Annotated in this window: 27 protein-coding genes; 22 read left to right on the top strand and 5 right to left on the bottom strand. The window is 71.4% G+C overall.

Going from position 1 to position 25,201, the window contains the following annotated elements; all coding sequences use genetic code 11:
• The first annotated feature begins 43 nt into the window (after positions 1–43).
• From can to AC3ANR_RS19400, 7 genes are all read left to right on the top strand, one after another.
• A complete protein-coding gene (gene can, locus AC3ANR_RS19430; protein ID WP_488289747.1) occupies positions 44–697 on the top strand; it encodes a carbonate dehydratase in 654 nt (217 codons plus the stop codon).
• 8 nt (positions 698–705) lie between these two features.
• On the top strand, positions 706–2,532 hold the full coding sequence (gene aceK / locus AC3ANR_RS19425; RefSeq protein WP_488289746.1) for a bifunctional isocitrate dehydrogenase kinase/phosphatase: 1,827 nt from the start codon (positions 706–708) through the stop codon (positions 2,530–2,532).
• A 55-nt stretch (positions 2,533–2,587) separates the two neighbouring features.
• Positions 2,588–3,076 (top strand): hypothetical protein, encoded by a 489-nt coding sequence (locus AC3ANR_RS19420; RefSeq protein WP_488289745.1) that lies wholly within the window; start codon positions 2,588–2,590, stop codon positions 3,074–3,076.
• Between the two features lie 21 nt (positions 3,077–3,097).
• Positions 3,098–4,279, top strand: coding sequence for an acetyl-CoA C-acyltransferase (locus tag AC3ANR_RS19415; protein WP_488289744.1), 1,182 nt, complete (start codon positions 3,098–3,100; stop codon positions 4,277–4,279).
• A 102-nt stretch (positions 4,280–4,381) separates the two neighbouring features.
• Entirely contained in the window at positions 4,382–5,050 is a 669-nt protein-coding gene (locus AC3ANR_RS19410) for an SDR family oxidoreductase (RefSeq protein ID WP_488289743.1), read from the top strand.
• A gap of 49 nt (positions 5,051–5,099) precedes the next feature.
• Positions 5,100–6,431 (top strand): carbohydrate porin, encoded by a 1,332-nt coding sequence (locus tag AC3ANR_RS19405; protein WP_488289742.1) that lies wholly within the window; start codon positions 5,100–5,102, stop codon positions 6,429–6,431.
• 24 nt (positions 6,432–6,455) lie between these two features.
• A complete protein-coding gene (locus AC3ANR_RS19400; RefSeq protein ID WP_488289741.1) occupies positions 6,456–7,586 on the top strand; it encodes an acyl-CoA dehydrogenase family protein in 1,131 nt (376 codons plus the stop codon).
• A gap of 31 nt (positions 7,587–7,617) precedes the next feature.
• Here AC3ANR_RS19400 and AC3ANR_RS19395 read toward each other — a convergent pair whose 3' ends face one another.
• Complete coding sequence (locus AC3ANR_RS19395; protein WP_488289740.1) at positions 7,618–7,806, bottom strand: hypothetical protein; 189 nt, start codon at positions 7,804–7,806, stop codon at positions 7,618–7,620.
• Positions 7,807–7,982: 176 nt separating this feature from the next.
• Between AC3ANR_RS19395 and AC3ANR_RS19390 the strand changes: the two genes are divergently transcribed.
• Positions 7,983–8,210 carry a hypothetical protein gene (locus AC3ANR_RS19390; protein WP_488289739.1) on the top strand — a complete coding sequence of 76 codons (228 nt, stop codon included), beginning with the start codon at positions 7,983–7,985 and terminating at the stop codon, positions 8,208–8,210.
• Positions 8,207–8,611, top strand: coding sequence for a YchJ family protein (locus AC3ANR_RS19385; RefSeq protein ID WP_488289738.1), 405 nt, complete (start codon positions 8,207–8,209; stop codon positions 8,609–8,611). The genes AC3ANR_RS19390 and AC3ANR_RS19385 overlap by 4 nt, the downstream gene beginning before the upstream one ends.
• Positions 8,612–8,616: 5 nt before the next feature.
• On the opposite strand, the gene AC3ANR_RS19380 is transcribed toward AC3ANR_RS19385, so the two are convergent.
• The gene (locus tag AC3ANR_RS19380; protein ID WP_488289737.1) at positions 8,617–9,249 is read right to left on the bottom strand and encodes an adenylate/guanylate cyclase domain-containing protein; all 633 of its coding nucleotides are present in this window, start codon (positions 9,247–9,249) and stop codon (positions 8,617–8,619) included.
• Positions 9,250–9,330: 81 nt separating this feature from the next.
• Between AC3ANR_RS19380 and AC3ANR_RS19375 the strand changes: the two genes are divergently transcribed.
• Positions 9,331–10,008, top strand: coding sequence for an HAD family hydrolase (locus tag AC3ANR_RS19375; RefSeq protein ID WP_488289736.1), 678 nt, complete (start codon positions 9,331–9,333; stop codon positions 10,006–10,008).
• Positions 10,009–10,050: 42 nt separating this feature from the next.
• Here AC3ANR_RS19375 and AC3ANR_RS19370 read toward each other — a convergent pair whose 3' ends face one another.
• Both AC3ANR_RS19370 and AC3ANR_RS19365 read right to left on the bottom strand, forming a co-directional pair.
• Positions 10,051–11,448: a sensor histidine kinase gene (locus AC3ANR_RS19370; RefSeq protein ID WP_488289735.1), complete on the bottom strand. Its 1,398-nt coding sequence runs from the start codon at positions 11,446–11,448 to the stop codon at positions 10,051–10,053.
• Positions 11,445–12,134, bottom strand: a complete 690-nt coding sequence (locus AC3ANR_RS19365; RefSeq protein ID WP_488289734.1) for a response regulator transcription factor — start codon at positions 12,132–12,134, stop codon at positions 11,445–11,447. The genes AC3ANR_RS19370 and AC3ANR_RS19365 overlap by 4 nt, the downstream gene beginning before the upstream one ends.
• A gap of 145 nt (positions 12,135–12,279) precedes the next feature.
• Here AC3ANR_RS19365 and AC3ANR_RS19360 point away from each other — a divergent pair, with 145 nt between their 5' ends.
• From AC3ANR_RS19360 to AC3ANR_RS19335, 6 genes are all read left to right on the top strand, one after another.
• Positions 12,280–12,768, top strand: a complete 489-nt coding sequence (locus tag AC3ANR_RS19360) for a tripartite tricarboxylate transporter TctB family protein (RefSeq protein WP_488289733.1) — start codon at positions 12,280–12,282, stop codon at positions 12,766–12,768.
• Between the two features lie 19 nt (positions 12,769–12,787).
• Positions 12,788–14,299: a tripartite tricarboxylate transporter permease gene (locus AC3ANR_RS19355; protein ID WP_488289732.1), complete on the top strand. Its 1,512-nt coding sequence runs from the start codon at positions 12,788–12,790 to the stop codon at positions 14,297–14,299.
• A gap of 185 nt (positions 14,300–14,484) precedes the next feature.
• Positions 14,485–15,162, top strand: a complete 678-nt coding sequence (locus AC3ANR_RS19350; RefSeq protein WP_488289731.1) for a response regulator — start codon at positions 14,485–14,487, stop codon at positions 15,160–15,162.
• Positions 15,149–16,558, top strand: a complete 1,410-nt coding sequence (locus AC3ANR_RS19345) for a sensor histidine kinase N-terminal domain-containing protein (RefSeq protein WP_488289730.1) — start codon at positions 15,149–15,151, stop codon at positions 16,556–16,558. Before AC3ANR_RS19350 ends, AC3ANR_RS19345 begins: the two co-directional genes overlap by 14 nt.
• Positions 16,559–16,661: 103 nt before the next feature.
• On the top strand, positions 16,662–17,360 hold the full coding sequence (locus AC3ANR_RS19340) for a TerC family protein (protein WP_488289729.1): 699 nt from the start codon (positions 16,662–16,664) through the stop codon (positions 17,358–17,360).
• 11 nt (positions 17,361–17,371) lie between these two features.
• A complete protein-coding gene (locus AC3ANR_RS19335; RefSeq protein ID WP_488289728.1) occupies positions 17,372–17,800 on the top strand; it encodes a universal stress protein in 429 nt (142 codons plus the stop codon).
• 33 nt (positions 17,801–17,833) lie between these two features.
• Here AC3ANR_RS19335 and AC3ANR_RS19330 read toward each other — a convergent pair whose 3' ends face one another.
• On the bottom strand, positions 17,834–19,096 hold the full coding sequence (locus tag AC3ANR_RS19330; RefSeq protein WP_488289727.1) for an Nramp family divalent metal transporter: 1,263 nt from the start codon (positions 19,094–19,096) through the stop codon (positions 17,834–17,836).
• A gap of 161 nt (positions 19,097–19,257) precedes the next feature.
• Between AC3ANR_RS19330 and AC3ANR_RS19325 the strand changes: the two genes are divergently transcribed.
• From AC3ANR_RS19325 to AC3ANR_RS19300, 6 genes are all read left to right on the top strand, one after another.
• Positions 19,258–19,545 (top strand): DUF2249 domain-containing protein, encoded by a 288-nt coding sequence (locus AC3ANR_RS19325; protein WP_488289726.1) that lies wholly within the window; start codon positions 19,258–19,260, stop codon positions 19,543–19,545.
• A 16-nt stretch (positions 19,546–19,561) separates the two neighbouring features.
• Complete coding sequence (locus tag AC3ANR_RS19320) at positions 19,562–21,841, top strand: nitric-oxide reductase large subunit (protein WP_488289725.1); 2,280 nt, start codon at positions 19,562–19,564, stop codon at positions 21,839–21,841.
• A gap of 63 nt (positions 21,842–21,904) precedes the next feature.
• Positions 21,905–22,366, top strand: a complete 462-nt coding sequence (locus tag AC3ANR_RS19315) for an RrF2 family transcriptional regulator (RefSeq protein ID WP_488289724.1) — start codon at positions 21,905–21,907, stop codon at positions 22,364–22,366.
• Entirely contained in the window at positions 22,363–22,695 is a 333-nt protein-coding gene (locus AC3ANR_RS19310; RefSeq protein ID WP_488289723.1) for a metal-sulfur cluster assembly factor, read from the top strand. The genes AC3ANR_RS19315 and AC3ANR_RS19310 overlap by 4 nt, the downstream gene beginning before the upstream one ends.
• Positions 22,696–22,699: 4 nt before the next feature.
• Complete coding sequence (locus tag AC3ANR_RS19305) at positions 22,700–23,821, top strand: hypothetical protein (protein ID WP_488289722.1); 1,122 nt, start codon at positions 22,700–22,702, stop codon at positions 23,819–23,821.
• A 13-nt stretch (positions 23,822–23,834) separates the two neighbouring features.
• A complete protein-coding gene (locus tag AC3ANR_RS19300) occupies positions 23,835–25,124 on the top strand; it encodes an acyl-CoA dehydrogenase family protein (RefSeq protein ID WP_488289721.1) in 1,290 nt (429 codons plus the stop codon).
• Positions 25,125–25,201 lie beyond the last annotated feature (77 nt).

Here is a 25,201-nt window from a genome sequence, read left to right as displayed (position 1 = left end):
CCACGAGCCGCTCTTTTCACCACCCCAAGGCGACAATCCCCAGATGACCACCATCCACGACCTGTTCGACCACAACCGCGCATGGGCCGAGCAGATGGAACGCGACCGGCCCGGCTTCTTCACCGGCCTGGTCAAGCAGCAGCGCCCCAAGTTCATGTGGATCGGCTGCAGCGACAGCCGCGTGCCGGCCAACCAGATCACGGGCCTGGAGCCCGGCGAGGTGTTCGTGCACCGCAACGTGGCCAACGTGGTGGTGCACTCGGACCTGAACGCGCTGTCGGCGATCCAGTTCGCCGTGGAGATGCTCAAGGTCGAGCACATCATGGTGGTGGGCCACTACGGCTGCGGCGGCGTGATGGCCGCCCTGCACGGCGCCCGCATCGGGCTGGCCGACAACTGGATCCGCCACATCCAGGACGTGCGCGACCGACACCGCACGCTGCTGGACAAGCTGCCCGAGGCGCAGCGCGGCGACGCGCTGGTCGACCTGAACGTGATCGAGCAGGTGGTCAACATCGGCGTCAGCACGGTGATGGTCGATGCCTGGGCCAAGGGCCAGAACGTCACCGTGCATGGCTGGGCGTTCGGCGTGCACGACGGCCTGCTGCAGGACCTGGGGATGTCGGTGTCCAGCCAGGAGGCGCTGGAGCCGCTGTACCACGGCGCGGTGGCGCGGGTGATCGCCGCGCGCAGCTGAAGGCGGCCATGTTCCCGCAGCGCCTGGACTCGCCGCTGGCGTACGACATCGCCAAGGCGATGCTGGACGGCTTCAACCGGCACTACCGGCTGTTCCGCATGGAGTCGGCGGCGGCCAAGCAGCGCTTCGAGGCGGCCGACTGGCACGGGCAGCAGCGCGCCCAGCGCGAACGCATCGAGTTCTACGACCTGCGCGTGCGCGAGGCGGTGGTACGGCTGGAGAAGGAATTCAAGGCGGGCGAGCAGCCGATGGAGGTGTGGCACCAGGCCAAGCTGCACTACATCGGCCTGCTGATCGAGCACCACCAGCCCGAGCTGGCCGAGACCTTCTTCAACTCGGTCACGACCAAGATCCTGCACCGCACGTACTTCCACAACGACTTCATCTTCGTGCGCCCGGCCGTGAGCACGGAGTACATCGAGAACGACGAGCCCGCCGCCACGCCCACCTACCGGGCCTACTACCCCACGCGCGAAACGCTGCACGAGAACATCGTGCGCATCGTCACCAACTTCCAGCTCAAGCGGGAGTTCGAGGACCTGGATCGCGACGCCCGGCGGGTGCTCGAGGCGATGAGCGCGCGGCTCGCGCACGTGAAGCTGCGGGCCAACTTCCAGATCCAGGTGCTGTCGTCGCTGTTCTTTCGCAACAAGGGCGCCTACGTGGTCGGCAAGCTGATCAACGGCTTCAACGAGGTGCCGTTCGCGCTGCCGGTCCTGCATGACGAACAGGGCCGGCTGGTCATCGACGCCTGCCTGTTCGGCGAGGACGACCTGCAGATGCTGTTCTCGTTCGCGCGCGCGTACTTCATGGTCGACATGGAGATCCCCGCGGCGTACGTGCAGTTCCTGCGCTCGCTGATGCCGCGCAAGCCCCGCGCCGAGATCTACAACGCGCTGGGCCTGGCCAAGCAGGGCAAGACGCTCTTCTACCGCGATTTCCTCTACCACCTGAAGCACTCGAGCGACAAGTTCCGCATCGCGCCCGGCATCAAGGGCATGGTGATGCTGGTGTTCGACCTGCCCTCGTTCCCGTACGTCTTCAAGGTGATCAAGGACCACTACCCGCCGCAGAAGGACACCACGCGCGAGCAGATCCAGGGCAAGTACCTGCTGGTCAAGCAGCACGACCGCGTCGGCCGCATGGCCGACACGCTGGAATACAGCGAGGTGGCGTTCGCGCGCGAGCGCTTCGAGGACGACCTGATCGAGGAGATCCGCGCGCACGCGCCGAGCCAGCTGGAAGTGGGCGACCGCGACGGCGACGGCCACGACGAGGTGATCATCAAGCACCTGTACATCGAGCGCCGGATGATCCCGCTGAACATCTACCTGGCCGAGGCGTTCGACGCGCTGCAAAGCGGCGACGCCGCCACGGCCGCGGCCGCGCGCGACCAGATCGAGCACGCCGTGCTCGAGTACGGCAACGCCATCAAGGACCTGGTGGCCGCCAACATCTTCCCCGGCGACATGCTGTGGAAGAACTTCGGCGTCACCCGCAACGGCAAGGTCGTGTTCTACGACTACGACGAGATCGAGTACGTCACCGACTGCAACTTCCGCCCGGTGCCCGCGCCGCGCAACGAGGAGGAGGAGCTGTCCGGCGAGGTCTGGTACCAGGTCGGCCCGCGCGACGTCTTTCCCGAGACGTTCGCCCCCTTCCTGCTGGGCAACCCCTCGGTGCGCGAGGCGTTCATGCGCCACCATGCCGACCTGCTCGACCCCGGTTTCTGGCAGGCCCACAAGGCGCGCATCGCCGCCGGCCACGTGCACGACGTGTTCCCCTACGACCACGAGAAGCGCTTCGAGCAGCGGGCGGAAGGGGCCGTCGCGTGAGGCGCGTGCGCTGGTCGCTGCCGGGCGCCCTGTCCGCCTGCATCGGGGGCTGCCGTTGAGCGCGCGGGACGCCTGGGAGCTGGCCAGCTTCATCGTGACCACGCTGGGCCTGCCGTGCGCCATCGTGTTCTTCGCCTGGGAGCAGCGCAAGGAGCGCGACAACGAGGAGGAAGAGCAGTACCAGCTGCTCTCCAACGCCTACAACGAGTTCCTCAAGGTCGTGCTGGCCCATCCGGACCTGCAGCTGCGCGCCTCGACCCCATTGCCGAGCCCGACGTCCGAACAGCGCGAGCGCATGCTCGTGATCTTCGATATGCTGATCTCGCTGTTCGAGCGCGCCTACCTGGTCGCCTGGAAGCCGCGCATGGGCGGCGACGAGCGCCGGCGCTGGAACAGCTGGGACGATTACATGCGGGAGTGGTGCCGCCGCGAGGATTTCCACAACGCGCTGCCGCTGCTGCTGCGCGGCGAGGACCCCCAATTCCAGGATTACCTGCGCCGCATCGCCGCCGAGGAGCGCGGCGCGGTCCTTCACCCCCACTGAGTTTTCCAAGGAGCACATCAAATGGCTGAATCCGTCGTCATCGTCAGCGCCGCACGCACCCCGATGGGCGCGTTCCAGGGCGACTTCTCCACCCTCTCCGCCCATGACCTGGGCGGCGCCGCGATCCGCGCCGCCGTCGAGCGCTCCGGCATCTCCGCCGATGCGGTGGGCGAGGTGCTGTTCGGCAATTGCCTGATGGCCGGCCAGGGCCAGGCGCCCGCGCGCCAGGCCGCGTTCAAGGGCGGCCTGCCCAAGAGCGCCGGCGCCGTCACGCTGTCCAAGATGTGCGGCTCGGGCATGAAGGCCGCGATGTTCGCCCACGACATGCTGCTGGCCGGCACCCACGAGGTGATGGTCGCCGGCGGCATGGAGAGCATGACCAATGCGCCGTACCTGCTGCTCAAGGGCCGCGGCGGCTACCGCATGGGGCACGACAAGGTCTACGACCACATGATGCTGGACGGCCTGGAGGACGCCTACGAGCCGGGCCGCGCGATGGGCACCTTCGGCGAGGACTGCGCCGCCAAGTACAAGTTCAGCCGCGAGGCGCAGGACGCGTTCGCCGTGGCGTCGGTCACGCGCGCGCAGAAGGCCACCGAGTCGGGCGCCTTCGCCAAGGAGATCACGCCGGTGACGGTCAAGACCCGCGCCGGCGAGGCCGTGATCGCCAAGGACGAGGGCCCGGGCAAGGCCAAGCTGGACAAGATCGCAACGCTGCGTCCGGCCTTCAAGAAGGACGGCACCATCACCGCCGCCTCGTCCTCCAGCATCAACGACGGCGCCGCCGCCCTGGTCATGATGACCGAGAGCACGGCCAAGCGCCTGGGCTGCAAGCCGATCGCGCGCATCGTGTCGCACGCCATGCACTCGCAGGAGCCCGAGTGGTTCACCACGGCCCCGGTGGGCGCCACGCAGAAGGCGCTGGCCAAGGCCGGCTGGAAGGTCGGCGACGTCGACCTGTGGGAGGTCAACGAGGCCTTCGCCGTGGTCCCGATGGCGCTGATGCACGAGCTCAAGGTCTCGCACGACATCGTCAACGTCAACGGCGGCGCCTGCGCGCTGGGCCACCCGATCGGCGCCTCCGGCGCCCGCATCATGGTCACGCTGATCCACGCGCTGCAGGCCCGCGGCGGCAAGCGCGGCGTCGCCACGCTGTGCATCGGTGGCGGCGAAGGCACGGCGGTGGCGCTGGAGCTGATCTGACAGAGGGTGTCATGCCGGGCTCGACCCGGCATCCGGCGCCGTCGCTCGTTCTGGCGCCGGCGCTGGATGGCGGGTGAAGCCCGCCATGACGCAATCTTCCCCATGGCCACCATCCTCATCCTCGGCGCGTCGCGTGGTATCGGCCTCGAATTCGTGCGGCAATACCGCGCGGCGGGCGACCGCGTGATTGCCACGGCGCGCAACGGCGCCAGCCTGCAGGCACTCGAAGCACTGGGCGCCCGGCCGCTGCAGCTCGATGTCGCCGACCCGGCCAGCGTTGGCGGCCTGGGCTCGCAGCTCGCCGGCGAGAAGCTGGACCTGGCGATCTATGTCGCCGGCGTGTACAGCACGGCGGGTGCGACCGAGCCGCCCACGCAGCAGGAGTTCGACCGCCTGATGCACACCAACGTGCTCGGGGCGATGCAGGCCATCCCGCAGGTGGCGCCGCTGGTCGAGGCGGCGAGGGGGCGCTTCGTCTTCATCAGCAGCGGCATGGGCCACATCGCTGGGACCAGTTCCAGCTTCGGCTGGCTCTACCGCACGAGCAAGGCCGCCCTGAACATGGCCGTCAAGGCCGCGAGCCACGACTATCCGCAGGCGACCTTCATCGCGATGAGCCCGGGCTGGGTGCAGACCGACATGGGCGGGCCCGGCGCGCCCCTGGCCGTGGATCGCAGCGTGGCCGGCATGCGCCAGGCCATCGCGGCCACCACGCCGCGCCAGTCCGGCGCCTTCCTCGGCCACGACGGCAGTGCGTTTCCCGGCTGGTGAGTCTCGGCCCGGCCGCGGCGCAGCCGTTGCGCGTGCCTGGCGGCCCGGTGTGCTGGCGTGGGCGCTGCTCGCCGCGGCAGCCTGCGTCCACGCGGCCGACGCCGACGACGAGCCGGGGCCGTTCGCGCTGCATGCGCAGGCGACCTGGATCCGCCAGTTCAAGCCGGCGTTCTCCGCGCCGTACAGCGCAGCGCATTCGCTGCGCCCCGAGCGCGAGTGGTCGTACTCGTTCACCGGCACCATCGACCTGGGCGCGCGACTGTGGAAGGGCGCGCAGGTCCACCTCAACCCCGAGGGCGCGCAGGGACAGCCGTTGTCGCAGCTCACGGGGGCGGGCGGCATCAGCAATGGTGAATTGCAGCGCGGCAGCTCGAGCGAGCTGCGCACCTACCGCGCGCGGATGTTCCTGCGCCAGCGCATCGACGCCGGCGACGAGGGCGACGGCGAGCGCATCGATGCCGACTTCAACGAGATCGGCGGCCGCGCGGCCCGGCGCCGCTGGACCTTCACCGTCGGCACGTTCTCGCTGCTGGACGAATTCGATCCCAACCCGTACGCCAAGGACCCGCGCGAGCAGTTCACCAACTGGTCGTTCCTGACCCATGGCGCCTGGGACTACGCGGCCGATGCGCGCGGCTACACCAGCGGGGCGATGGCGGAGTACCGCGCCCCGGGCTGGGCCGTGCGGGCAGGCCGGTTCATGCAGCCGCGCCTGAGCAACGGCCTCGCGCTCGACCACGACCTGCGGCGCCAGTCCGGCGACCAGCTGGAGGTCGAATCGGACCTGCCCTGGCGCGCGGCCGCGGGGCCGCTGCGCGCCCGCGCGCTGGTCTTCCGCAACCGCGTCGACGGCGCGCGCTTCGACGCGGCGATCGCCGCCGCCGCGGGCGGCGTGCCCGACCTCGCGCCGGTGCGGCGCCTGCAGGCCAAGTCGGGCTGGGGCCTCACGCTGGAGTGGCCGCTCGGCGACGACCAGGGACTCTTCCTGCGTGCCAGCCGCAACGACGGCGCGGTCGAGACCTACGCGTTCACCGAGATCGACCGGCAGGTCGCGGTCGGCGGACAGTTCTCCGGCGCGCGTTGGGGACGCGGGCGCGATCGCTGGGGCGTCGCGTACGCGGTCAACGGCCTGTCCGGTGCGCATCGCGCGTTCCTCGCGCTCGGCGGGCAGGCGGCGTTCCTCGGCGACGGCCGCCTGGCGTACGGCAGCGAGCAGGTCCTGGAGGGCTACTACCGCTGGGTGCTCGCCGACGTGGACGCCGGCCCCGCCCGGCTGCAGACCGCGCTCAGCGCGGGCGTGCAGCACCTGAACCACCCAGGCTACAACCGCGATCGCGGCCCCGTCACCATCTGGATGGTGCGGTGGCATGGCGAGTTCTGATTCGATTTCCCTCCCTCACACACCATGCTGCTCACCCCCGACCAGGACATGATCCGCGACGCGGTCCGCGCGTTCGCGCAGGAACAACTGTGGCCGCACGCCGCGCGCTGGGACAAGGACCACCACTTCCCGCGCGAGGCGCACCGTGGCCTGGCCGCGCTGGGCGCCTACGGCATCTGCGTGCCCGAGACCTATGGCGGGGCCGGCCTCGACTACGTCACGCTGGCGCTGGTGCTGGAGGAGATCGCCGCCGGCGACGGTGGCACCAGCACCGCCATCAGCGTGACCAACTGCCCGGTGAACGCGATCCTGATGCGCTACGGCTCCGAGGCGCAGAAGCAGCGCTGGCTGGTGCCGCTGGCGCAGGGCGAGCTGCTGGGGGCGTTCTGCCTCACCGAGCCGCACGTGGGCAGCGATGCCGCCGCGCTGCGCACCACCGCCGCGCGCGACGGCGACGGCTACGTGCTCAACGGCGTCAAGCAGTTCATCACCAGCGGCCAGAACGGGCAGGTGGCGATCGTGATCGCCGTCACCGACAAGGGCGCGGGCAAGAAGGGCATGAGCGCGTTCCTCGTGCCCACCGACACGCCCGGCTACGTGGTCGCGCGGCTGGAGGACAAGGTCGGCCAGCATTCGAGCGACACGGCGCAGATCCGCTTCGACGATTGCCGCATCCCGGCCGACCACCTGATCGGCGAGGAGGGCGAGGGCTACAAGATCGCGCTGTCGGCGCTCGAGGGCGGACGCATCGGCATCGCCGCGCAGAGCGTGGGCATGGCGCGCAGCGCGTTCGAGGTCGCACTCGCGTACGCCAAGGACCGGCAGAGTTTCGGCAAGGCGATCTTCGACCACCAGGCCGTCGGCTTTCGCCTGGCCGACTGCGCCACGCAACTGGAGGCGGCGCGGCAGCTGATCTGGCATGCGGCCAGCCTGCGCGACGCCGGCCGGCCGTGCCTGAAGGAAGCGGCGATGGCCAAGCTGTTCGCCAGCGAGATGGCCGAGCGCGTGTGCAGCGCGGCGATCCAGACGCTGGGCGGCTACGGCTATGTGAACGACTTCCCGGTCGAGCGCATCTGGCGCGACGTGCGCGTGTGCCAGATCTACGAGGGCACCTCGGACGTGCAGAAGATCCTCATCCAGCGCGCGCTGGCGTGAAGCCGCCCTGAGCGGCCGGCCGAAGGGGAGATCAGGGCCGGGTGTCGTTGGCGCCCTGGTCGTCGTCGGCGGGGCGGTCGACCTTGCTCTGGTGCAGCTGGTCGCGCAGGTGCTTGAGCACGCTTTCCAGGCCCTCGCCGCTGCGGCTCACCCCCGAGGGGGCGGCGCCGCCGCGCCGCTCCGGCTCGTCGTCGCCTCGGGTGTCATGCTCGGGATTCACAGTCGTTCTCCAGCTCAACCAGTGCTTCGGTCCATTGGACGCGCTGGCGCGGGCCGTGCGCTGTCGGCATGCCGCTGAGCTGCTTGTCGGAAATCTCCGACGCGGCGGGAACGCACATGGCGACCGGCGTTCCGATGGGTGGCGTCCCCCGAGTTTGCACATCGGATGATAATGCGATGAATCACTCATCAGCCATGAACCAGGACGACAAGACAAAGGCATGGCTGCTGGCCGAGCGGGAGGCCATCCTCGCGGAGGCCGCGTTCAAGACCCAGGGCCAGTTCCAGGCCTCGCCCGAGCTGCAGTCGCTGGCGCTGAAGGCCAAGGACCTGCGCGACCGGGCCAACGAGCTCTTCCGCGACCTCTACGGCGCGGCGCTCGATTCGCGCAAGAGCGCCGGGTGACGGCCAGTCCGTCCTCTTCCTGTCCCTGTGGCCGGCTCGATGCGCGCGGCCGGCCGCTTGCCTTCGCGCGCTGCTGCGGCCCGCTGCTCGGTGGCGCCCCGGCGCCGGATGCCGAAGCGCTGATGCGCTCGCGGTACACGGCCTACGTGCTGGGCGACCAGGCCTACCTGCGCGCCACCTGGCATCCGGACACCTGTCCGGCCGACCTCTCGCCCGAGCCCGGCACCCGGTGGCTCGGCCTGGAGGTGCGCGAGCACCGGCCGATCGACGCCGGGCATGCGCAGGTGGAGTTCGTCGCGCGCTACCGGGTGCAGGGCCGCGGCGCGCGGCTGCACGAGCGCAGCCGGTTCGTGCGCGACGCGCAGGGACGCTGGCTGTACGTCGACGGCGAGATGCGCTGAGCGCGTCAGGCGATCCGCGCCTGCGCCGGCAGGTCCTGCAGCGTCGTTGCCGCGGCCATCACGACGCAGTCCACCGGCGCCGCGAATCCGGCCATCGCCACCGGGCCCAGCGAGCGCATCCGCGTGGCGTCCAGCCGCGAGGCGGCCTGCACCGCCCGGGTCGCCACGACTTCGCCCGCTGCCGCCATCGCGCACAGCCGCGCGGCCAGGTGCACGGTCGTACCGATGACGTCGTACTGGCGCCGCTGGCCCGGATCGTCCGGGCCGACCAGGCCGCCCAGCACGCGGCCCTCGGCCACGCCGACGCCGAACGGCGCGCCCGGGCCGTGGTCGCAGGCGTGGGCGAGCTGCCCGGCGCAGGCCAGTGCCACCGCGGCGCGGTCCGGGCCGCGGAAGATCGCCAGCACGCCGTCGCCCGTGTACTTGATCACCTCGCCGCCGACGGCGCGGATGCAGCCGGCCTGGGCGCTGAGCGATGCATTGAGCAGGCGGAAGAACTCGCGCGGCGGGATGCGCGCGATCAGGTCCGACGAGCGCCGCATGTCGGTGAACAGCACGGCGGCGTCGAACAGTTCCTCCTGCGCCGGCGCCGCGGCGTCGTTGGCGGCGGGCGAGGCATCGGCAGGGGCGGTCGGCATGCGGCGATGCTATCGACAATCGCCCGCCCGCGGGACTCATCCGGGCGTGGCCTCGCGCCTGCTTGGTACCATGCGCCGCCCGTGACCCTGCATCCCCGATTCGACGCCATCCTGTTCGATTGCGATGGCGTCCTCGTCGACAGCGAACCCATCACCAACGGCGTGTTGCGCGACATGCTGGAGGAGGCCGGCTGGTCGCTCACCGCGTCCGAATGCATGCGCCTGTTCCTCGGCAAGGCGGTGAAGGACGAGCGTGCCCTGATCGAGGCCAACACCGGCCGGCCGCTCACCGAGGCGTGGCTCGCCGCGTTCCGCCAGCGGCGCAACGTGCGGCTGGAGGCGGCCGTCGGGCCGGTGACCGGCGCACCGCAGGCCGTCGAGCGCATCCACGCCCACTTCGAGGGCCGCATCGCCTGCGCCAGTGGCGCCGACCGGTTCAAGGTGGAGCTGCAGCTGGACCGCTGCGGGCTGATGCCGTTCTTCCAAGGCCGCATCTTCAGCGGCCACGAGATGCCGCGCTCCAAGCCGGCACCCGACGTCTACCTGGCCGCGGCCGCGGCGCTGGGCGTGGACCCGCGCCGGTGCGCGGTGGTGGAGGACACGGTGCCGGGCACGACGGCGGGCGTCGCCGCCGGCGCGGTCGTGTTCGGCTACAGCCCGCCCGAGGCGGGCCACGACGCGCCCGTCGCGCTGCGCGCGGCCGGCGCGGTGGAGATCTTCACCGACATGCGGCACCTGCCCGCCCTGCTGGCTGGCTGACCGGCTGACCGGAGCGCGCCGGCCCACGCGGGCCACGCGGGTTCAGGGCCCGGGCGCGTCGCGGAAGTGGATCGAGCACAGCCAGCCGCGGCCGCCGGGGCCGTTGCCCAGCGTCATCTGGGCGTTCATCAGCGTCGCGTACTGCGACACCAGCGCCAGGCCCAGCCCCGCGCCCTGGCCGAGCAGCTGGCCGAGCTGGCCTTGGGCGCCGCGGTGCACCAGGTGCGCCTGCAACTCGCCGGGCAGCCCGGGGCCGTTGTCCTGCACGGAAAGCACGACCTCGTCGGGCCGGCGGTCGATCGACACCGTGACGGCGGACGCCTGGCCGTCCGTGGCCCCGCCGTAGCGCAGCGCGTTGTCCAGCAGGTTGGTGAGGATGCCGTCCACCAGCGTCGCGTCCGCGTTCACCGTGCACGGCGCGTCGATGCCCAGCGCGCCCAGGTCGACGCCGGCGGCGTCGGCGCGCGGCAGGAAGCGCAGCACCGCGTCGCGCACCAGCTGGTCCAGCGCCACCGGTTCGAGCTTCAGGCCCGCCTCCGCCTCCAGCGCCAGCGCCAGGTCCAGCAGCTGGTCCACCAGGCGGCTGGCGCGCGCCTGGCTGGTGGCAATGCGCTCGAGCTGCTCGCGCCAGGACTGGGGGTCGGTCTGCGACAGCCCGTAATCGGCCAGCGCGCGGATGCCGGCCAGCGGCGTGCGCAGCTCGTGCGCGACGTTGCCGGCGAACTCGCGCTGCGCGCGCACGCTGCGCTCCAGGCGCGCGAACAGCGCGTTCAGCTCGGCGGCGAGCGTCGCCACGTCGCGCGTCGTCGCCTCGACGTGGATCGCCGCCAGGTCGTTGGCGCTGCGCCGCCCGAGCGCCTCCTGCAGCTGGGCGAGCGGCTGCAGGTCGTTGCGGATCGCGCGGTGCAGCCACCAGCCCAGCACCACCAGCAGCAGCAGCTGCGGCAGCAACGAGAACCAGGCCAGCCGCTGCAGCGCGGCGCTGCGGCCGAGCGTGGTCTCGGCGACCACGACGTCGAACGGCACCGGCGCGTCGCGGTGCAGCGTGACCGCCCGAAGCTTCTCGCCGCGCAGCACAACGTCCTGGAAACGGTGGGTCGCCGGCGGCTCCACGGGCGGCACGCGCAGGTCGCGCACGCCGGCCACAAGCGTGTCGTCGCTCTCGGTGACGCTGAAGTAGGTGGTCTCGACCTGGTCGAACAGCACCCGGTTGACCTCGCGCGTGGTGAGCGCCAGTTCCAGGTTCTCGCCATGGGTCTGCACGTTGGCCGCCAGCAGGGCCGCATCGTCCAGCAGCGAGCGGTCGAATGCGCGCTGCGTGAAGTAGTAGGCGATGCCGGCCGACGCGGCGGTGCCGGCCAGCCAGGTCAAGGCCAGCGGCAGCAGCACGTGCCGCAGCAGCCGCGATGCCAGCCGCGGCGGGTTGCCCGGCTGCTTCAAGTCTCCGCCTCGAGCAGGTAGCCCAGGCCGCGCAGCGTGCGGATGTGCACGCCGCTGCCCACCAGCTTCTTGCGCAGGCGCGAGATGAACGCCTCGAGCGCGTTGTCGCCCAGGTAGTCGTCCAGGTCGGACAGCTTGTTGGCCAGCTCGCGCTTGCTCACCACCCGGCCGGCGGGCGTCATCAGCTCCCACAGCACCTCGAATTCGCGCGCCGGCAGCTCGAGCGACTGGCCGTGGACCGAGAAGCGCCGGTTCTGCCGGTCCAGCGCCAGGCCGCCCACCTGCACCTGGTCCTGCGTGCCCATCGTGCGGCGCACCAGGGCGCGCAGCCGGGCCTCCACCTCGGCGAGGTCGAACGGCTTGCCCAGGTAGTCGTCGGCGCCGGCGTTGAGGCCGGCGATGCGCTCGTCCGTGCGGTTGCGTGCCGTGAGCACCAGCACCGGCGTGCGGTCGCCGCGGGCGCGGGCCGCGCGCAGCGCCGACAGGCCGCTGCCGAGCCCGCTGCGCGGGTTGGCGTTGTGCGGCAGGTTCAGGTCCAGCAGCACGGCGTCGAAGCCGGGGATCTGCCACAGCTGGTCGGCCTCCTCCAGCGTGCCGGCGATGTCGACGCGGTGGCCGGCATCGCGCAGGCTGCGCACCATCACGTCGCGCAGGACCACGTCGTCTTCGATCAGCAGGATTCGCATGGGAACCGATGTACCTCCGTCTTGCGGGGGGATGCTACGCACTTTCACCAACCGGGCGGGTCAGCCAATGGTCAGCTTGGCGCGGACCTAATCCCCCGGTCGGTCCGCCTTCCCGGACGGGGCCCGGCACGTTCGAAGGATAGGCATGAGGATCAAGAGCCAGAAGGATTTCTTCGCGGGACTGATGTTCTGCACCGTCGGGGCCGCGTTCGGCTTCGGCGCCACCACCTACAACATCGGCGAGGGCGCCCGCATGGGCCCCGGCTACTTCCCCCTGATGCTGGGCATCGTGCTCACCATCCTCGGCGCGTTCATCGTGTTCGAGGCGCTGGTGGTCGAGACCGAGGACGGCGAGAAGATCGGCAAGTGGGCCTGGAAGCCGCTGTTGTTCATCATCGGCGCCAACCTGGCGTTCGGCGTGCTGCTGGGCGGCCTGCCGTCCATCGGCGTGCCGGCGATGGGCATGATCGTCGCGATCTATGCGCTGACCATCATCTCCAGCCTGGCCGGCAACGAGTTCGAGTGGAAGGGTGTGCTGATCCTCGCCACGGTCCTCGCGATCGGCAGCTACGTCGCATTCATCTGGCTGCTCAAGCTGCAGATCCAGGTGTGGCCCACGTTCATCGGCAGTTAAGCGCAGGAAGCCACACACCATGGATCTCGTCTCCAACCTCATGACCGGTTTCGGCGTGGCCGTCACGCCGATCAACCTGCTCTACTGCTTCATCGGCTGCGTGCTGGGCACGCTGATCGGCGTGCTGCCCGGCATCGGCCCGGTGGCCACCATCGCGATGCTGCTGCCGGCAACCTACGCGCTGCCGCCGGTGTCCGCGCTCATCATGCTGGCGGGCATCTACTACGGCGCCCAGTACGGCGGCTCCACCACCGCCATCCTGGTCAACCTGCCGGGTGAATCGTCCTCGGTGGTGACCTGCATCGACGGCTACCAGATGGCGCGCCAGGGCCGAGCCGGCCCGGCACTCGCCGCCGCCGGCATCGGCTCGTTCTTCGCCGGCTGCGTCGGCACGCTGATCCTGGCCGCGTTCGCCGCGCCGCTGACCGAAGTCGCGTTCAAGTTCGGCCCCGCCGAGTACTTCTCGCTGATGATCCTGGGCCTGATCGGCGCCGTGGTGCTGGCTTCCGGTTCGCTGGTCAAGGCGATCGCGATGATCGTGCTCGGCCTGCTGATGGGCCTGGTGGGCACCGACGTCAACTCCGGCGTGGCGCGCTTCTCGTTCGACATTCCGGAACTGACCGACGGCATCGGCTTCGTGACCATCGCCATGGGCGTGTTCGGCTATGGCGAGATCATCAGCAACCTGGCGCAGCCGGACGACCAGCGCGAGGTGTTCACCGCCAAGGTGCAGGGCCTGTTCCCGACCAAGGAAGACTTCAAGGCCATGGCGCCGGCCATGCTGCGGGGCACGGCCCTGGGCTCCGCGCTGGGCATCCTGCCCGGCGGCGGCGCGCTGCTGGCGGCCTTCGCGGCCTACACGCTGGAGAAGAAAGTCGCCAGCCGCCCCGGCGAGGTGCCGTTCGGCAAGGGCAACATCCGCGGCGTCGCGGCGCCCGAGTCGGCCAACAACGCCGGCGCCCAGACCTCCTTCATCCCGCTGCTGACGCTGGGCATCCCGCCCAACGCCGTGATGGCGCTGATGGTGGGCGCGATGACCATCCACAACATCCAGCCGGGCCCGCAGGTGATGACCAGCAACCCGCAGCTGTTCTGGGGCCTGATCGTCTCGATGTGGCTGGGCAACGCGATGCTGGTGATCCTGAACCTGCCGCTGATCGGCATGTGGATCAAGCTGCTGACGGTGCCCTACCGGTTCCTGTTCCCCGCGATCGTGCTGTTCTGCGCCATCGGCGTGTACTCGACCAACAACAACACGTTCGACATCTGGATGGTCGGTGGCTTCGGCATCATCGGCTACCTGTTCACCAAGCTGGGCTGCGAACCGGCACCGCTGCTGCTGGGCTTCATCCTGGGGCCGATGATGGAGGAGAACCTGCGCCGGGCGCTGCTGCTCTCGCGCGGCGACTGGGGCGTGCTGGTCACCCGCCCGCTGTCGGCCAGCCTGCTGGCGGCCGCCCTGGCGCTGGTCGTGATCGTGGCGCTGCCGTCGATCAAGGCCAAGCGCGAAGAGGCGTTCGTCGAGGACTGACGCACATCCCATCGGAATCGCATGCGCGGTTTCGATGGGTTCCAGCACCTTGGGCCAGGCCCGGCGAAGCCGGTCCCTGGCCCAAGGTGCTTTGGACGCGCCGCGCGGTCTCCGCGAAAGCATCGGCCACCGCCCACCCCGGTCGCTCGCGCACAATGACGGCAAACCAGCCCCGGACCGATCCCGTGCGCATCCTCCTCGCCGAAGACGACAAGGTGCTCGCCGACGCGCTCTCCCGCGCGCTGGCGCGCTCGGCGTACGCCGTGGACGTCGCGACGACCGGCGAAGAGGCCGACCGCGCGCTGGCCGCCGCCAGCTACGACCTCGTCATCCTCGACATCGACCTGCCCGGGATGAACGGCCTGGACGTGCTGCGCCGGCTGCGGGCACGGCGCGCCACCACGCCGGTGCTGCTCCTGACCGCGATGGACGCCCTGGCCGATCGCGTGGCCGGGCTCGACGCCGGTGCCGACGATTACCTGACCAAGCCGTTCGACCTGCCCGAGCTCGAGGCGCGCGTGCGCGCCCAGCTGCGGCGCAGCGCCGCGGCCGTCGCGCCGCTGCTGCAGCACGGCGGCCTGACGCTCGACACAGTCGGGCGGCGCGTGTCGTTCGAGGGCAAGCCGATCGAGCTGTCCGCGCGCGAGCTCGCGGTGCTCGAAGTGCTGCTGCTGCGCGCCGGCCGCGTGGTGAGCAAGGAAACGATTTCCAGCCACCTGTACGGCTGGGGCGACGAGGTGGGCCTGAACGCCATCGAGGTGTACGTGTACCGCATCCGCCGCAAGCTCGAGCCGCTGGGCTGCGAGATCCGCACGGTGCGCGGCATGGGTTACCTGATGGAACGCAGCCATGGGGCGGGTTAGCCGCCTGCGCGACCTGCTGCTGGCCTCGCTGCTGGGGCCGCTGCTCGTGCTGCTGCTGGTGGACTCGGCCCTGGGCTGGTGGGCGTCGGCGGATCTGGCCGACCGCGCCTACGACCGCGGCCTGCACGAGATCGCCCGCGAGGCCGCGCTGCACGTGCACGACGGCGCCGGCGGCCCGCGCCTGGACCTCTCGCCGGCCGCCGAGCGCGCGCTGCTGGTCGACCAGGACGACCGCCTGGCGCTGCGCGTGTGGACCGACGCCGGCGTGCCGATCGGCGGCGACGCGTCGCTGCCCGCGCCCCCCCGGCTGCCCGCGCGCAACGGCCCGCCGCTGTACTACGCGGCGCGCCTGGACGACGCACCCGCGCGGGTGGTGGTCTCGTGGCTGCCCTACGACGAGGCCGACCCGGCGCGCAAGGTGCTGGTGCAGGTTGCCGAGACGCTGAACAAGCGCCAGCGCCTGGCCTGGGAGATCGTCGCCAGCATCGTGGCGGCGCAGCTGGTGCTGATCGCCATGGCCTGCGGCGCGGTCTACTGGGGCGTGGGCCGCGGCCTGCGCCCGCTGGGCGCGCTGCGCGGCGCGCTGGCCCGCCGCTCGCACCAGGACCTCAGCCCGCTGGAGCCGCACGGCGTGCCCGAGGAGGTGCGGCCGCTGGTCGACGAGGTCAACGCGCTCATGCTGCGCGTGGGCACCACGCTGGACGCACAGAACCGCTTCGTCGCCGACGCGGCGCACCAGCTGAAGACCCCCGTGGCGGGGCTGAAGGCGCAGATCGAGCTGGCGCTGGGCGAGCGCGACCCCGAGCGGGTGCGCCACTCGCTCGCGCAGTTGTACGTCAGCGCCGAGCGGCTCGCGCGCATCGTGCAGCAGCTGCTCGCGCTGGCCCGCAACGAACCGGGCGCGGCCGCCGCGGTGCGCCTGCAGGCGGTGGACCTGGCGGCGTTCGCGCTGGAGATCAGCATGGAGTGGGTGCCGCAGGCGCTGCACCGCGCCATCGACCTGGGCTTCGAGGGCCCGGAGGGCCCGTTGCGGATCGACGCCGACCCGGACCGCCTGCGCGACCTGCTGAACAACCTGATCGACAACGCGGTGCGATACAGCCGCGAGGGCGGGCGCGTGACCGTCGCCGTCGGCCGCGACGGCGAGGAGCGCCTGCTGTCCATCAGCGACGACGGCCCCACCATCCCGCCGGAGGAGCGCACCCGCGTGTTCGAGCGATTCCACCGGCTGCTCGGTGGCCGCACCGATGGCAGCGGCCTGGGGCTGGCGATCGTCAGCGAGATCGCGGCGCTGCACGGCGCGCGCATCTCGGTGCAGGAGGACCAGGACGGCACCGGCAACCGCTTCACGGTGCACTTCCCGCCCCCCGAACCCCGTACGGCCACGCCCGTGTAAGGCTGCAGACAGCTGGGCGACAAGGAGCCGACAGCCTGCCTCTCTATCCTCGGCGGGCGCCCCCACGCCGGTGGCGCGCCCCATCGCATTCCGAGGAGACGACATGGACGTGGTGTCCACCCCCGAGTTCTGGATCGCACTGGCCCAGATCATCTTGATCAACATCGTGCTGAGCGGCGACAACGCCGTCGTCATCGCCCTGGCGTGCCGCTCGCTGCCCGCGCACCAGCAGAAGAAGGCCATCATCTTCGGCAGCGTCGGCGCCATCGTGCTGCGCCTGGTCCTCACGTTCTTCGCCGTCTACCTGCTCACGCTGCCGTACCTCAAGCTGATCGGCGCCGCGCTGCTGGTGTGGATCGGCATCGGCCTGCTCAAGGGCGAGGACGACGAGGGCGATCTCGAGAGCCACTCGAACCTGATCAGCGCGATCAAGACCATCGTCATCGCCGACCTGGTCATGAGCCTGGACAACGTGATCGGCGTCGCCGCGGCCGCCAAGGGCCACGTGGGCCTGCTGGTCATCGGCCTGGTGATCAGCATCCCGCTGATCATCTTCGGCAGCACCCTCATCCTGAAGCTGATGACGCGCTTCCCGATGATCATCACGCTGGGCGCCGGCCTGCTGGGCTGGGTCGCGGGCGAGATGGCCCTGTCCGATCCCGCCATCAACGTCTGGGCGGCCCAGCAGCACACGCTGCACGTCATCGCCCCCGCCGCCGGCGCGCTGCTGGTCATCGCGGTGGGCAAGTACCTGGCGCGCCTGGCCGCCCAGCAGACCGTCGCCGACAAGACCGCGGCCTGAAGGACGCTCCCTTGGCCCAGATCCTGGTGCCCATCGACGGCCAGGGCGCGCAAGCCCAGCGCGCCCTGGCCGAAGCGATCCGGATCCACCGGCGCGAGGACGTTCCGGTCTACCTGCTGAGCGTGCAGCCGCCGGTGTCCGGCCATGTGGCGTCGTACTTCCGGCCGGCCGAACTCGAGCGCCTGCAGCACGAAGCCGGCCTGGAGGAGCTCGCGCCGGCGCAGGCGCTCCTGGCCGCCGCCGACGTGCGCCACCGCGCCGTCGTGCGCGTCGGCCGGCGCGCCGAGACGATCGCCCGCACCGCGCAGGAACTGGGCTGCGACCGCATCGTGCTGGACGCGTCCTGCGCGCCGGCGGGCGAGCGCTGGTTCGGCTCGCTGGCGCAGCAGGTCAACCACCTGCTGGCCGGCGTCGGGGGCTGCCAGGTCATCGGCGCCTGAACGGGCCGCCCGCCGCCGCCCCGCGGCCGCGCGTCAGCCCAGGCTCGTCACCGCCAGCGCGACCACCACGCCGGCCATCGCGGCGGTGGCGGCCCAGCCCAGCCAGCGCAGCCGCCGGCCGATCACGTGCGCGCCCATCACCGACTCGCGCGTGCCCAGCAGCATCATCACCACCATGATCGGCACCGCGATCACGCCATTGAGCACCGCCGACCAGAACAGCTCCTTGACCGGATCGAACGGCGTGAAGCACAGCGCCACGCCGCCCAGCGTGGCCACCGCGATCACGCCGTAGAAGCCCCGGCCTTCGCCTTCCTCCAGGCGCAGCGTGAGGCTGCCCTCCCAGCCCGCCACTTCGGCGACCGCGTAGGCGGCCGAACCGGCCAGCACCGGCACCGCCAGCAGGCCGGTGCCGATGATGCCCAGCGCGAACAGCAGGAACGCCCAGTCGCCGGCCACCGGCCGCAGCGCCTGGGCGGCCTGCGCCGACGTCTGGATGTCGGTGATGCCCGCCGCGTGCAGGGTGGCGGCAGTGGCCAGGATGATGAAGTAGGCGATCAGGTTGGAGAACGCCATCCCGATGCGCGTGTCCCACTTGATGCGCCGCAGGTGGCGCCGCACCTCGGCGCGCGTGTGCGGCGCCCCGGCCTCCTTGTCCTCCACCTCCTGCGCCGCCTGCCAGAAGAACAGGTAGGGGCTGATGGTGGTGCCGAACACGGCGACGATGGTCAGCAGGCTGTCGCGGTTCATGGGCAGGTGCGGCGTCACCGTGCGCACCAGCACCTCGCGCCAGTCCAGGTGGACCAGGAAGGCCACGCCGACGTAGGCGAGCAGCGCCAGCGTGAGCCATTTGAGCCAGGCCACGTAGCGCCGGTACGGCAGGAACACCTGCAGCACCAGGGTGGCGAGCCCGAAGGTGACGGCATAGACGTGCGGCGAGCCGCCCACCAGCAGCCGCAGGGCCTCGCCCATGGCGGCGAAGTCGGCCGCGATGTTCAGCGTGTTGGCCAGCAGCAGCAGGCCGACCACGCCCAGCACCACCGGACGCGGGAAGCTGCGCTTGATGTTGGCGGCCAGCCCGTGCCCGGTGACGTAGCCGATGCGGGCGCTGATGTTCTGGATCGACGTCATCAGCGGCAGCGTGAACACCATCGTCCACAGCATGGACATGCCGAACTGGGCGCCGGCCTGCGAATAGGTGGCGATCCCGCTCGGATCGTCGTCGGCGGCGCCGGTGATCAGGCCGGGGCCCAGTTGCTTGAGCGGGGGAAGCCGAAGCCGCTTCGGCCGTTTCATCGCACCGCCCCGGGACTCGTGCTGCACATGCCCGCATTGTCGTTGCGCGCGGCTGACTGGGGGCGGACGGACACGATTTGATCTAGATCAACGGCAACCCGGGGGCCGGCTCGTCTAATAGGTGCATTCGCAATACACCTTCTGGAAAGGAGCTCCCCGACATGTCCGCATATGCCGCCAGCATCGACGTCCGCAAGATCGAGCCGCGACACCGGCACCCCCTGATCTTCGCCACGTTCCAGGAACTCGCCAACGGCCAGACGCTGGAACTCGTGAACGACCACGACCCGCAGCCGCTGCAGCGGCAGTTCGAGCTGCTCGCGCCCGCCGAATACGAGTGGGCGTACCTCGAGCGCGGCCCCCAGACCTGGCGCGTGGGCATCACGCGCGTGCGTCCCGCCGAACCCGCCGGCAGCTGCTGCGGCGCCTGCGGCGGCGGCGGCCACTGAAACACCGGAGGAAACCATGAGGAACAACAACACGCTCTGGCGCTGGCTGGGGCTGATCTTCGTCCTGTCGTTCGGGGCCCTGGGCTACCTGGGCTGGCAGATCTATGTCTCGGCGCCGCCCATTCCCGCCGCGGTCGTCACCACCGGCGGCAAGGTGCTGTTCACCGGCGAGCAGATCCAGCACGGCCAGCAGGTCTGGCTGGCCGCCGGCGGCCAGCAGCAGGGCAGCGTCTGGGGCCACGGCGCCTACGTCGCGCCCGACTGGTCGGCCGACTGGCTGCACCGCGAGGCCACCACGCTGCAGGCGCTGCGCACCCGCGAGATCGCCAGCGACGCCAGCGGCCTCACGCCCGCCCAGCGCGGCGCGGTCGACGCCTCGCTGAAGGACGAGATGCGCCGCAACACCTACGACGCCGCCACCGGCAAGGTGACGGTGTCCGACGTGCGCGGCCGCGCCATCACCGAAGTCGGCGACCACTACCGCGCGCTGTTCGGCGACGCGCCCTCGCTGGCCCACCTGCGCGAGCAGTACGCCATGCGCGAAGGCACCGTGCCCGACGCCGCCGACCGCGCCGACCTGGCCGCGTTCTTCTTCTGGAGCGCCTGGTCGGCGGTGACCGACCGGCCCGGCGAGGCCGGCCTGTCGTACACCAGCAACTGGCCGCCCGAGCCGCTGGTGGGCAACACCATGACGACCTCGGCCGCCATGTGGTCGATGGCCAGCATCATCCTGCTGCTGGCGGGCATCGCCGCCATGCTGTGGCTGCACGGCGCCGGCAAGCACGAGGAGGAGGCCGTGCCGCCGAAGGCCGACCCCATGCTCGAAGCCACCGTCACGCCTTCGATGAAGGCCACGCGCAAGTACTTCTTCGCCGTCGCCGGCCTGCTGCTGCTGCAGATCGGCATGGGCGCCGTCACCGCGCACTACGCCGTCGAGGGCAGCTCGTTCTTCGGCCTGCCGATCTCCGAACTGCTGCCCTACGTCACCAGCCGCACCATCCACACCCAGGTGGGCGTGTTCTGGATCGCCACCGCGTGGCTGGCCACCGGCCTGTACATCGCGCCGCTGCTCGGCGGCCGCGAGCCCAAGTTCCAGAAGCTGGGCGTGGACTTCCTGTTCTGGGCGCTGATCGCCATCGTGGTCGGCTCCACCGCCACCGGCTGGCTGGGCACGCTGCAGCACCGCGGCGTCGACTTCAGCTTCTGGGTGGGCAACCAGGGCCTGGAATTCACCAGCATGGGCCGCGTCTGGCAGGTCCTGCTGTTCGTCGGCCTGCTGCTGTGGGCCGTGCTGCTGGGCCGCGCGCTGTGGCCGGCGCTGAAGACGCCTTCGGAAAGCCGCGGCCTGATCGCCATGGTGTTCCTGTCGGCCACCTGCATCGGCGGCTTCTACGCCACCTCGCTCGCCTGGGGCCAGCACACCCACTATTCGATGGTCGAGTACTGGAGGTGGTGGCTGGTGCACCTGTGGGTGGAAGGCTTCTTCGAGGTGTTCGCCACCGCGGTGATCGCGCTGCTCTTCACCAAGCTGGGCCTGGTGCGCGCCTCCAGCGCCAACCGCGCCATCGTGGCCGAGACCATCGTGTTCCTGTTCGGCGGCATCCTGGGCACGCTGCACCACCTGTACTGGACCGGCACGCCCACCTCGGTGATCGCCGTCGGCGCCGTGTTCTCGGCGCTGGAAGTGGTGCCGCTCACGCTGATCGGCCTGGAGGCGCTGCAGAACTGGAAGCGCTCGCAGGGCGTCGCCTGGCTGGCCGCCTACAAGTGGCCCGTGCTGTGCTTCGTCGCGGTGGGCTTCTGGAACACCGTCGGGGCCGGCCTGCTGGGCTTCGCGATCAACCCGCCGGCCTCGCTGTACTACGTGCAGGGCCTGAACATGACGGCCGCCCACGGCCACGGCGCGCTGTTCGGCGTGTACGGCATGCTGGGCATCGGCCTGATGCTGTTCTGCCTGCGCGGCCTGTATGCCCGCCACCTGCACGCCGACGCGCTGCTCAAGCCCGCCTACTGGGGCCTGAACATCGGCCTGGCCCTGATGGTCTTCCTGTCGCTGCTGCCGGCCGGCATCTACCAGGCCGCCGCCAGCATCAGCCGCGGCCTGTGGTACGCCCGCTCGCCGGAGGTCATCCACTCGAAGTTCATCGAGACCATGGTGTGGCTGCGCGTGCCGGGCGACATCGTGTTCGCCATCGGCGCCGTGCTGCTGGCCGTCTACGTCCTGCGGCTGCTCGGCCCGGGCCGCACCCGCGGGGCCCTTGCGCCCGCGCAAGCGGCCGCGCTGGGCGGACGCTAGGATGGTTGCGGGAAGCGCGGCCGGCCGCGGCCGGCCCGCTTCCCGCGATCGCAGGAACTCCCCATGAAACTCACCGCCTTCACCGACTACAGCCTGCGGGTGCTGATGTACCTGGCCGCTCAGCCGGGCAAGCGCGCCACCATCGGCGAGATCGCGACGTCGTTCGGCATCTCGGAGAACCACCTGGTCAAGGTGGTGCACTTCCTGGGCAAGGCGGGCTGGCTGGCCAACGTGCGCGGCAAGGGCGGCGGCCTCGAGCTGGCCCGGCCCGCCAACCGGATCAACATTGCCGACGTGGTGCGCGACACCGAAGGCGACGCGCTCGTCGCCGAGTGCTTCGGCGAGGAGAAGGACGGCTGCGTCATCGCGCCGTGCTGCAAGCTGCGCGGCGTCCTGGGCGACGCCGTGGCCGCCTTCTATGCCGTGCTGGCGCGCTATACGCTGGCCGACGTGGTGCGCAACCGCGACCAGCTGGCCACCATCCTGTTCCTGCCGCTGCCGGCGGCGGGCAGGAAGCGCGCATGAGCGCGCCGCCGTTCCCGTACGAGGGGCCGCCCGAGCTGGGCGAGCCCATCGCCGCCGCGCTGCGGCGGGTGGTCGATCCCGAGGTGGCGCTGAACATCGTCGACGTCGGACTCGTGTACGGGGTCGCGCTGCATGGCCGGGAACTGCACGTGCAGGTCACGATGACGTCGGCCGCCTGTCCGGTGGCCGACGTGATCGTCGAGGACATCGAGCGCGAGCTCGATCGCGCCGTGCCGCAGGACCTGGTGATCCGCGTGCAGCTCGTCTGGGAGCCGGCGTGGACCCCCGAGCGCCTGAGCGAAGGCGCGCGGCGTTTCATGGGCTGGTGAGGCGATGACCACCGGCCTGCGACTCTCCCGGCCGGCGGCTTCGCGCAACCTGCGCGCCGTCGCCGGCCCGGTGCTGGTCGCGGCCGTGATCGCCGCCGCCCTGGCGGCCTTCGGCGGCGGGCTGCTGCGCGCCGGTGTCGCCTGGCCGGGCGCCGGCGCCACCGCCTGGGCGGCCGCCGCGGCGCTCCATGGCGCGCTCGTGATCGGCGGCGTCATGGGCACCATGATCGGCGTCGAGCGCGCCGTCGCGCTCAAGCACCCGCTCGGCTGGCTCGGGCCGACGGCCTCCGCGGCCTCGGTCGTGGCGTTCCTGCTCGCGCAGCTCGCCCTCGGGGGCGTGCTGCAGGTCGCCGCCTCGGCGGCCTTCGTCCTCGTCAACATCGCGCTGGTGCGCCGGCAGCCGGCCGCGCACACGGCGCTGCTCGCCGGCGCCGCGCTCGCCTGGCTGGCGGGCAACCTGCTGTTCGCCGCCGGCGCGCCGCTGGCGGCCGTCCTGCCCTGGTGGTTCGCGTTCCTGGTCGTCACCATCGCGGCCGAGCGCCTGGAGATGACGCGGCTGATGCGCCGCCGCCCGGGCGTGCAACTGCGCCTGCACGCCGTGCTGGGCCTGCTCGCAGCCGGCGCGGCGCTCACGCTGGCGCACCCGGCCGCCGGCGGGCTGCTGTACGGCGCGGCGCTGCTGCTGCTGGCCGTCTGGTTCCTGCGCCACGACCTCGCGCGGCGCACGCTGCACACCGAGGGGCTGCCGCGCTACATGGCGGTGTGCCTGCTGGGCGGCTATGGCTGGCTGGCCGTGGGCGGCATCGCCTGGATGGCCACGGCCGTGGGCCTGCCGGTGCGCGATGCGGCCCTGCACGCGCTCGGGCTCGGCTTCGTCGGCAGCATGGTGATGGGCCATGCGCCGGTCATCCTGCCCGCGGTCGCGCGCTGGAAGCTCCAGTTCAGCGGCGTTTTCTACCTGCCGCTGGCGCTGCTGCACCTGTCGCTGCTGGCGCGGCTGGGCGCCGGCGGCTTCGACCCCGCCTGGCGCGCGGGCGGCGCGGTGCTCAACGTCGCCGCGCTCGCGCTGTTCGCGGCGGTCGCCGTCGCCGCGGCGCGCGCCTGGCGGCGCCGCCACCCCACCTGAGCCGGGAGCGCCGATGGACTTCATGCCGTCCCCCCGCGCGCAGGCCTGGCGCGAGCGCACCGAGGCGTTCGTCGAGCGCTGGCTGCTGCCGCACAACGCGCAGTGGCACCGGCACTGCGCCGCGGGCGAGGTCGCGCCCTTCGTCGCCGAGCTGCGCGCGCTGGCCCGCGAGGAAGGCCTGTGGAACCTGTGCCTGCCGCGCCTGCCGGCGGGCGCGCCCGGCACCGCCTTGCCGGTCCTGGACTACGCGCCGGTGGCCGAGGCGATGGGCCGGCTGCACTGGGCCAGCGACGTCTTCAACTGCCAGGCGCCGGACAGCGGCAACATGGAGCTGCTGCTGCGGCACGCCACGCCCGCGCAGCAGCGCGAGTGGCTCGATCCGCTGCTGCGCGGCGAGATCCGCTCCGCTTTCGCCATGAGCGAGCCCGACGTCGCCTCGTCGGACCCGACCGGGCTGCAGACCTCGGTGCGGCGGGACGGCAACGAGCTGGTCCTGCACGGCCGCAAGTGGTTCATCACCGGCGCGGCGCACCCGGACTGCCGGCTGCTGGTGGTGGTGTGCCGCAACGACGACGACGGATCGCGCCCGGCCGCGCCGGACCGCCATCGCGCGCACAGCCTGGTGCTGGTGCCGGCGGACGCACCCGGCGTCGAGCGGATTCGCAACATCGCCCTGATGCACCACCTGTCGCCCGAGGGGCATTGCGAGCTGCGCCTGGCGGGCGTGCGCGTGCCCGCGGCCAACCTGCTGGGTGCCTGGGGCGAGGGCTTCGCGCTCGCGCAGGCGCGGCTGGGGCCCGGCCGCGTGCACCACTGCATGCGCACCATCGGCCAGTGCGAACTGGCGCTGGACCTGGCCTGCGACCGCGCCCTGGAGCGCAGCGCGTTCGGCCGCCCGCTGGCCGGGCAGGCCAACGTGCAGGAGTGGATCGCCGAGTCGCGCATCGAGATCGAACAGGCCCGGCTGCTGGTGCTGCGCGCCGCCTGGGGCCTGGACCAGGCCGTGCCGCCGGCGGGGCTGCGCGCGGACATCAGCGCCATCAAGCTGGTGGCGGCGCGACTGCAGACACGCGTGGTCGACCGGGCGATGCAGGTGTTCGGCGCCATGGGCCTGTCGCCCGACACGCCGCTCGCCTGGCTGTGGACCTGGGGCCGCGCGCTGCGCGTGATGGACGGGCCGGACGAAGTACACCTGCGCGCCGTCGCCCGCCACGAGCTGGCGCGGGCGCGCGAGCGCCGCGGCGCCTCGGCCGCCTGGTTCACCACGCCCGAACAGATGGCCGCGCCGGTGCGCCTGCGCTGAAGGCGGCCCCATTTCCCTTTCCACACATGCATGCAATGACCGAACGAACTTCCTCCGAGACGATGGCCGCCGGCGAG

It is taken from the genome of Ramlibacter sp. JJN2-2R (assembly GCF_057747835.1).
The sequence above is the reverse complement of the archived record's forward strand: the minus strand, read 5'-3'. Positions and strand labels throughout refer to the sequence as shown.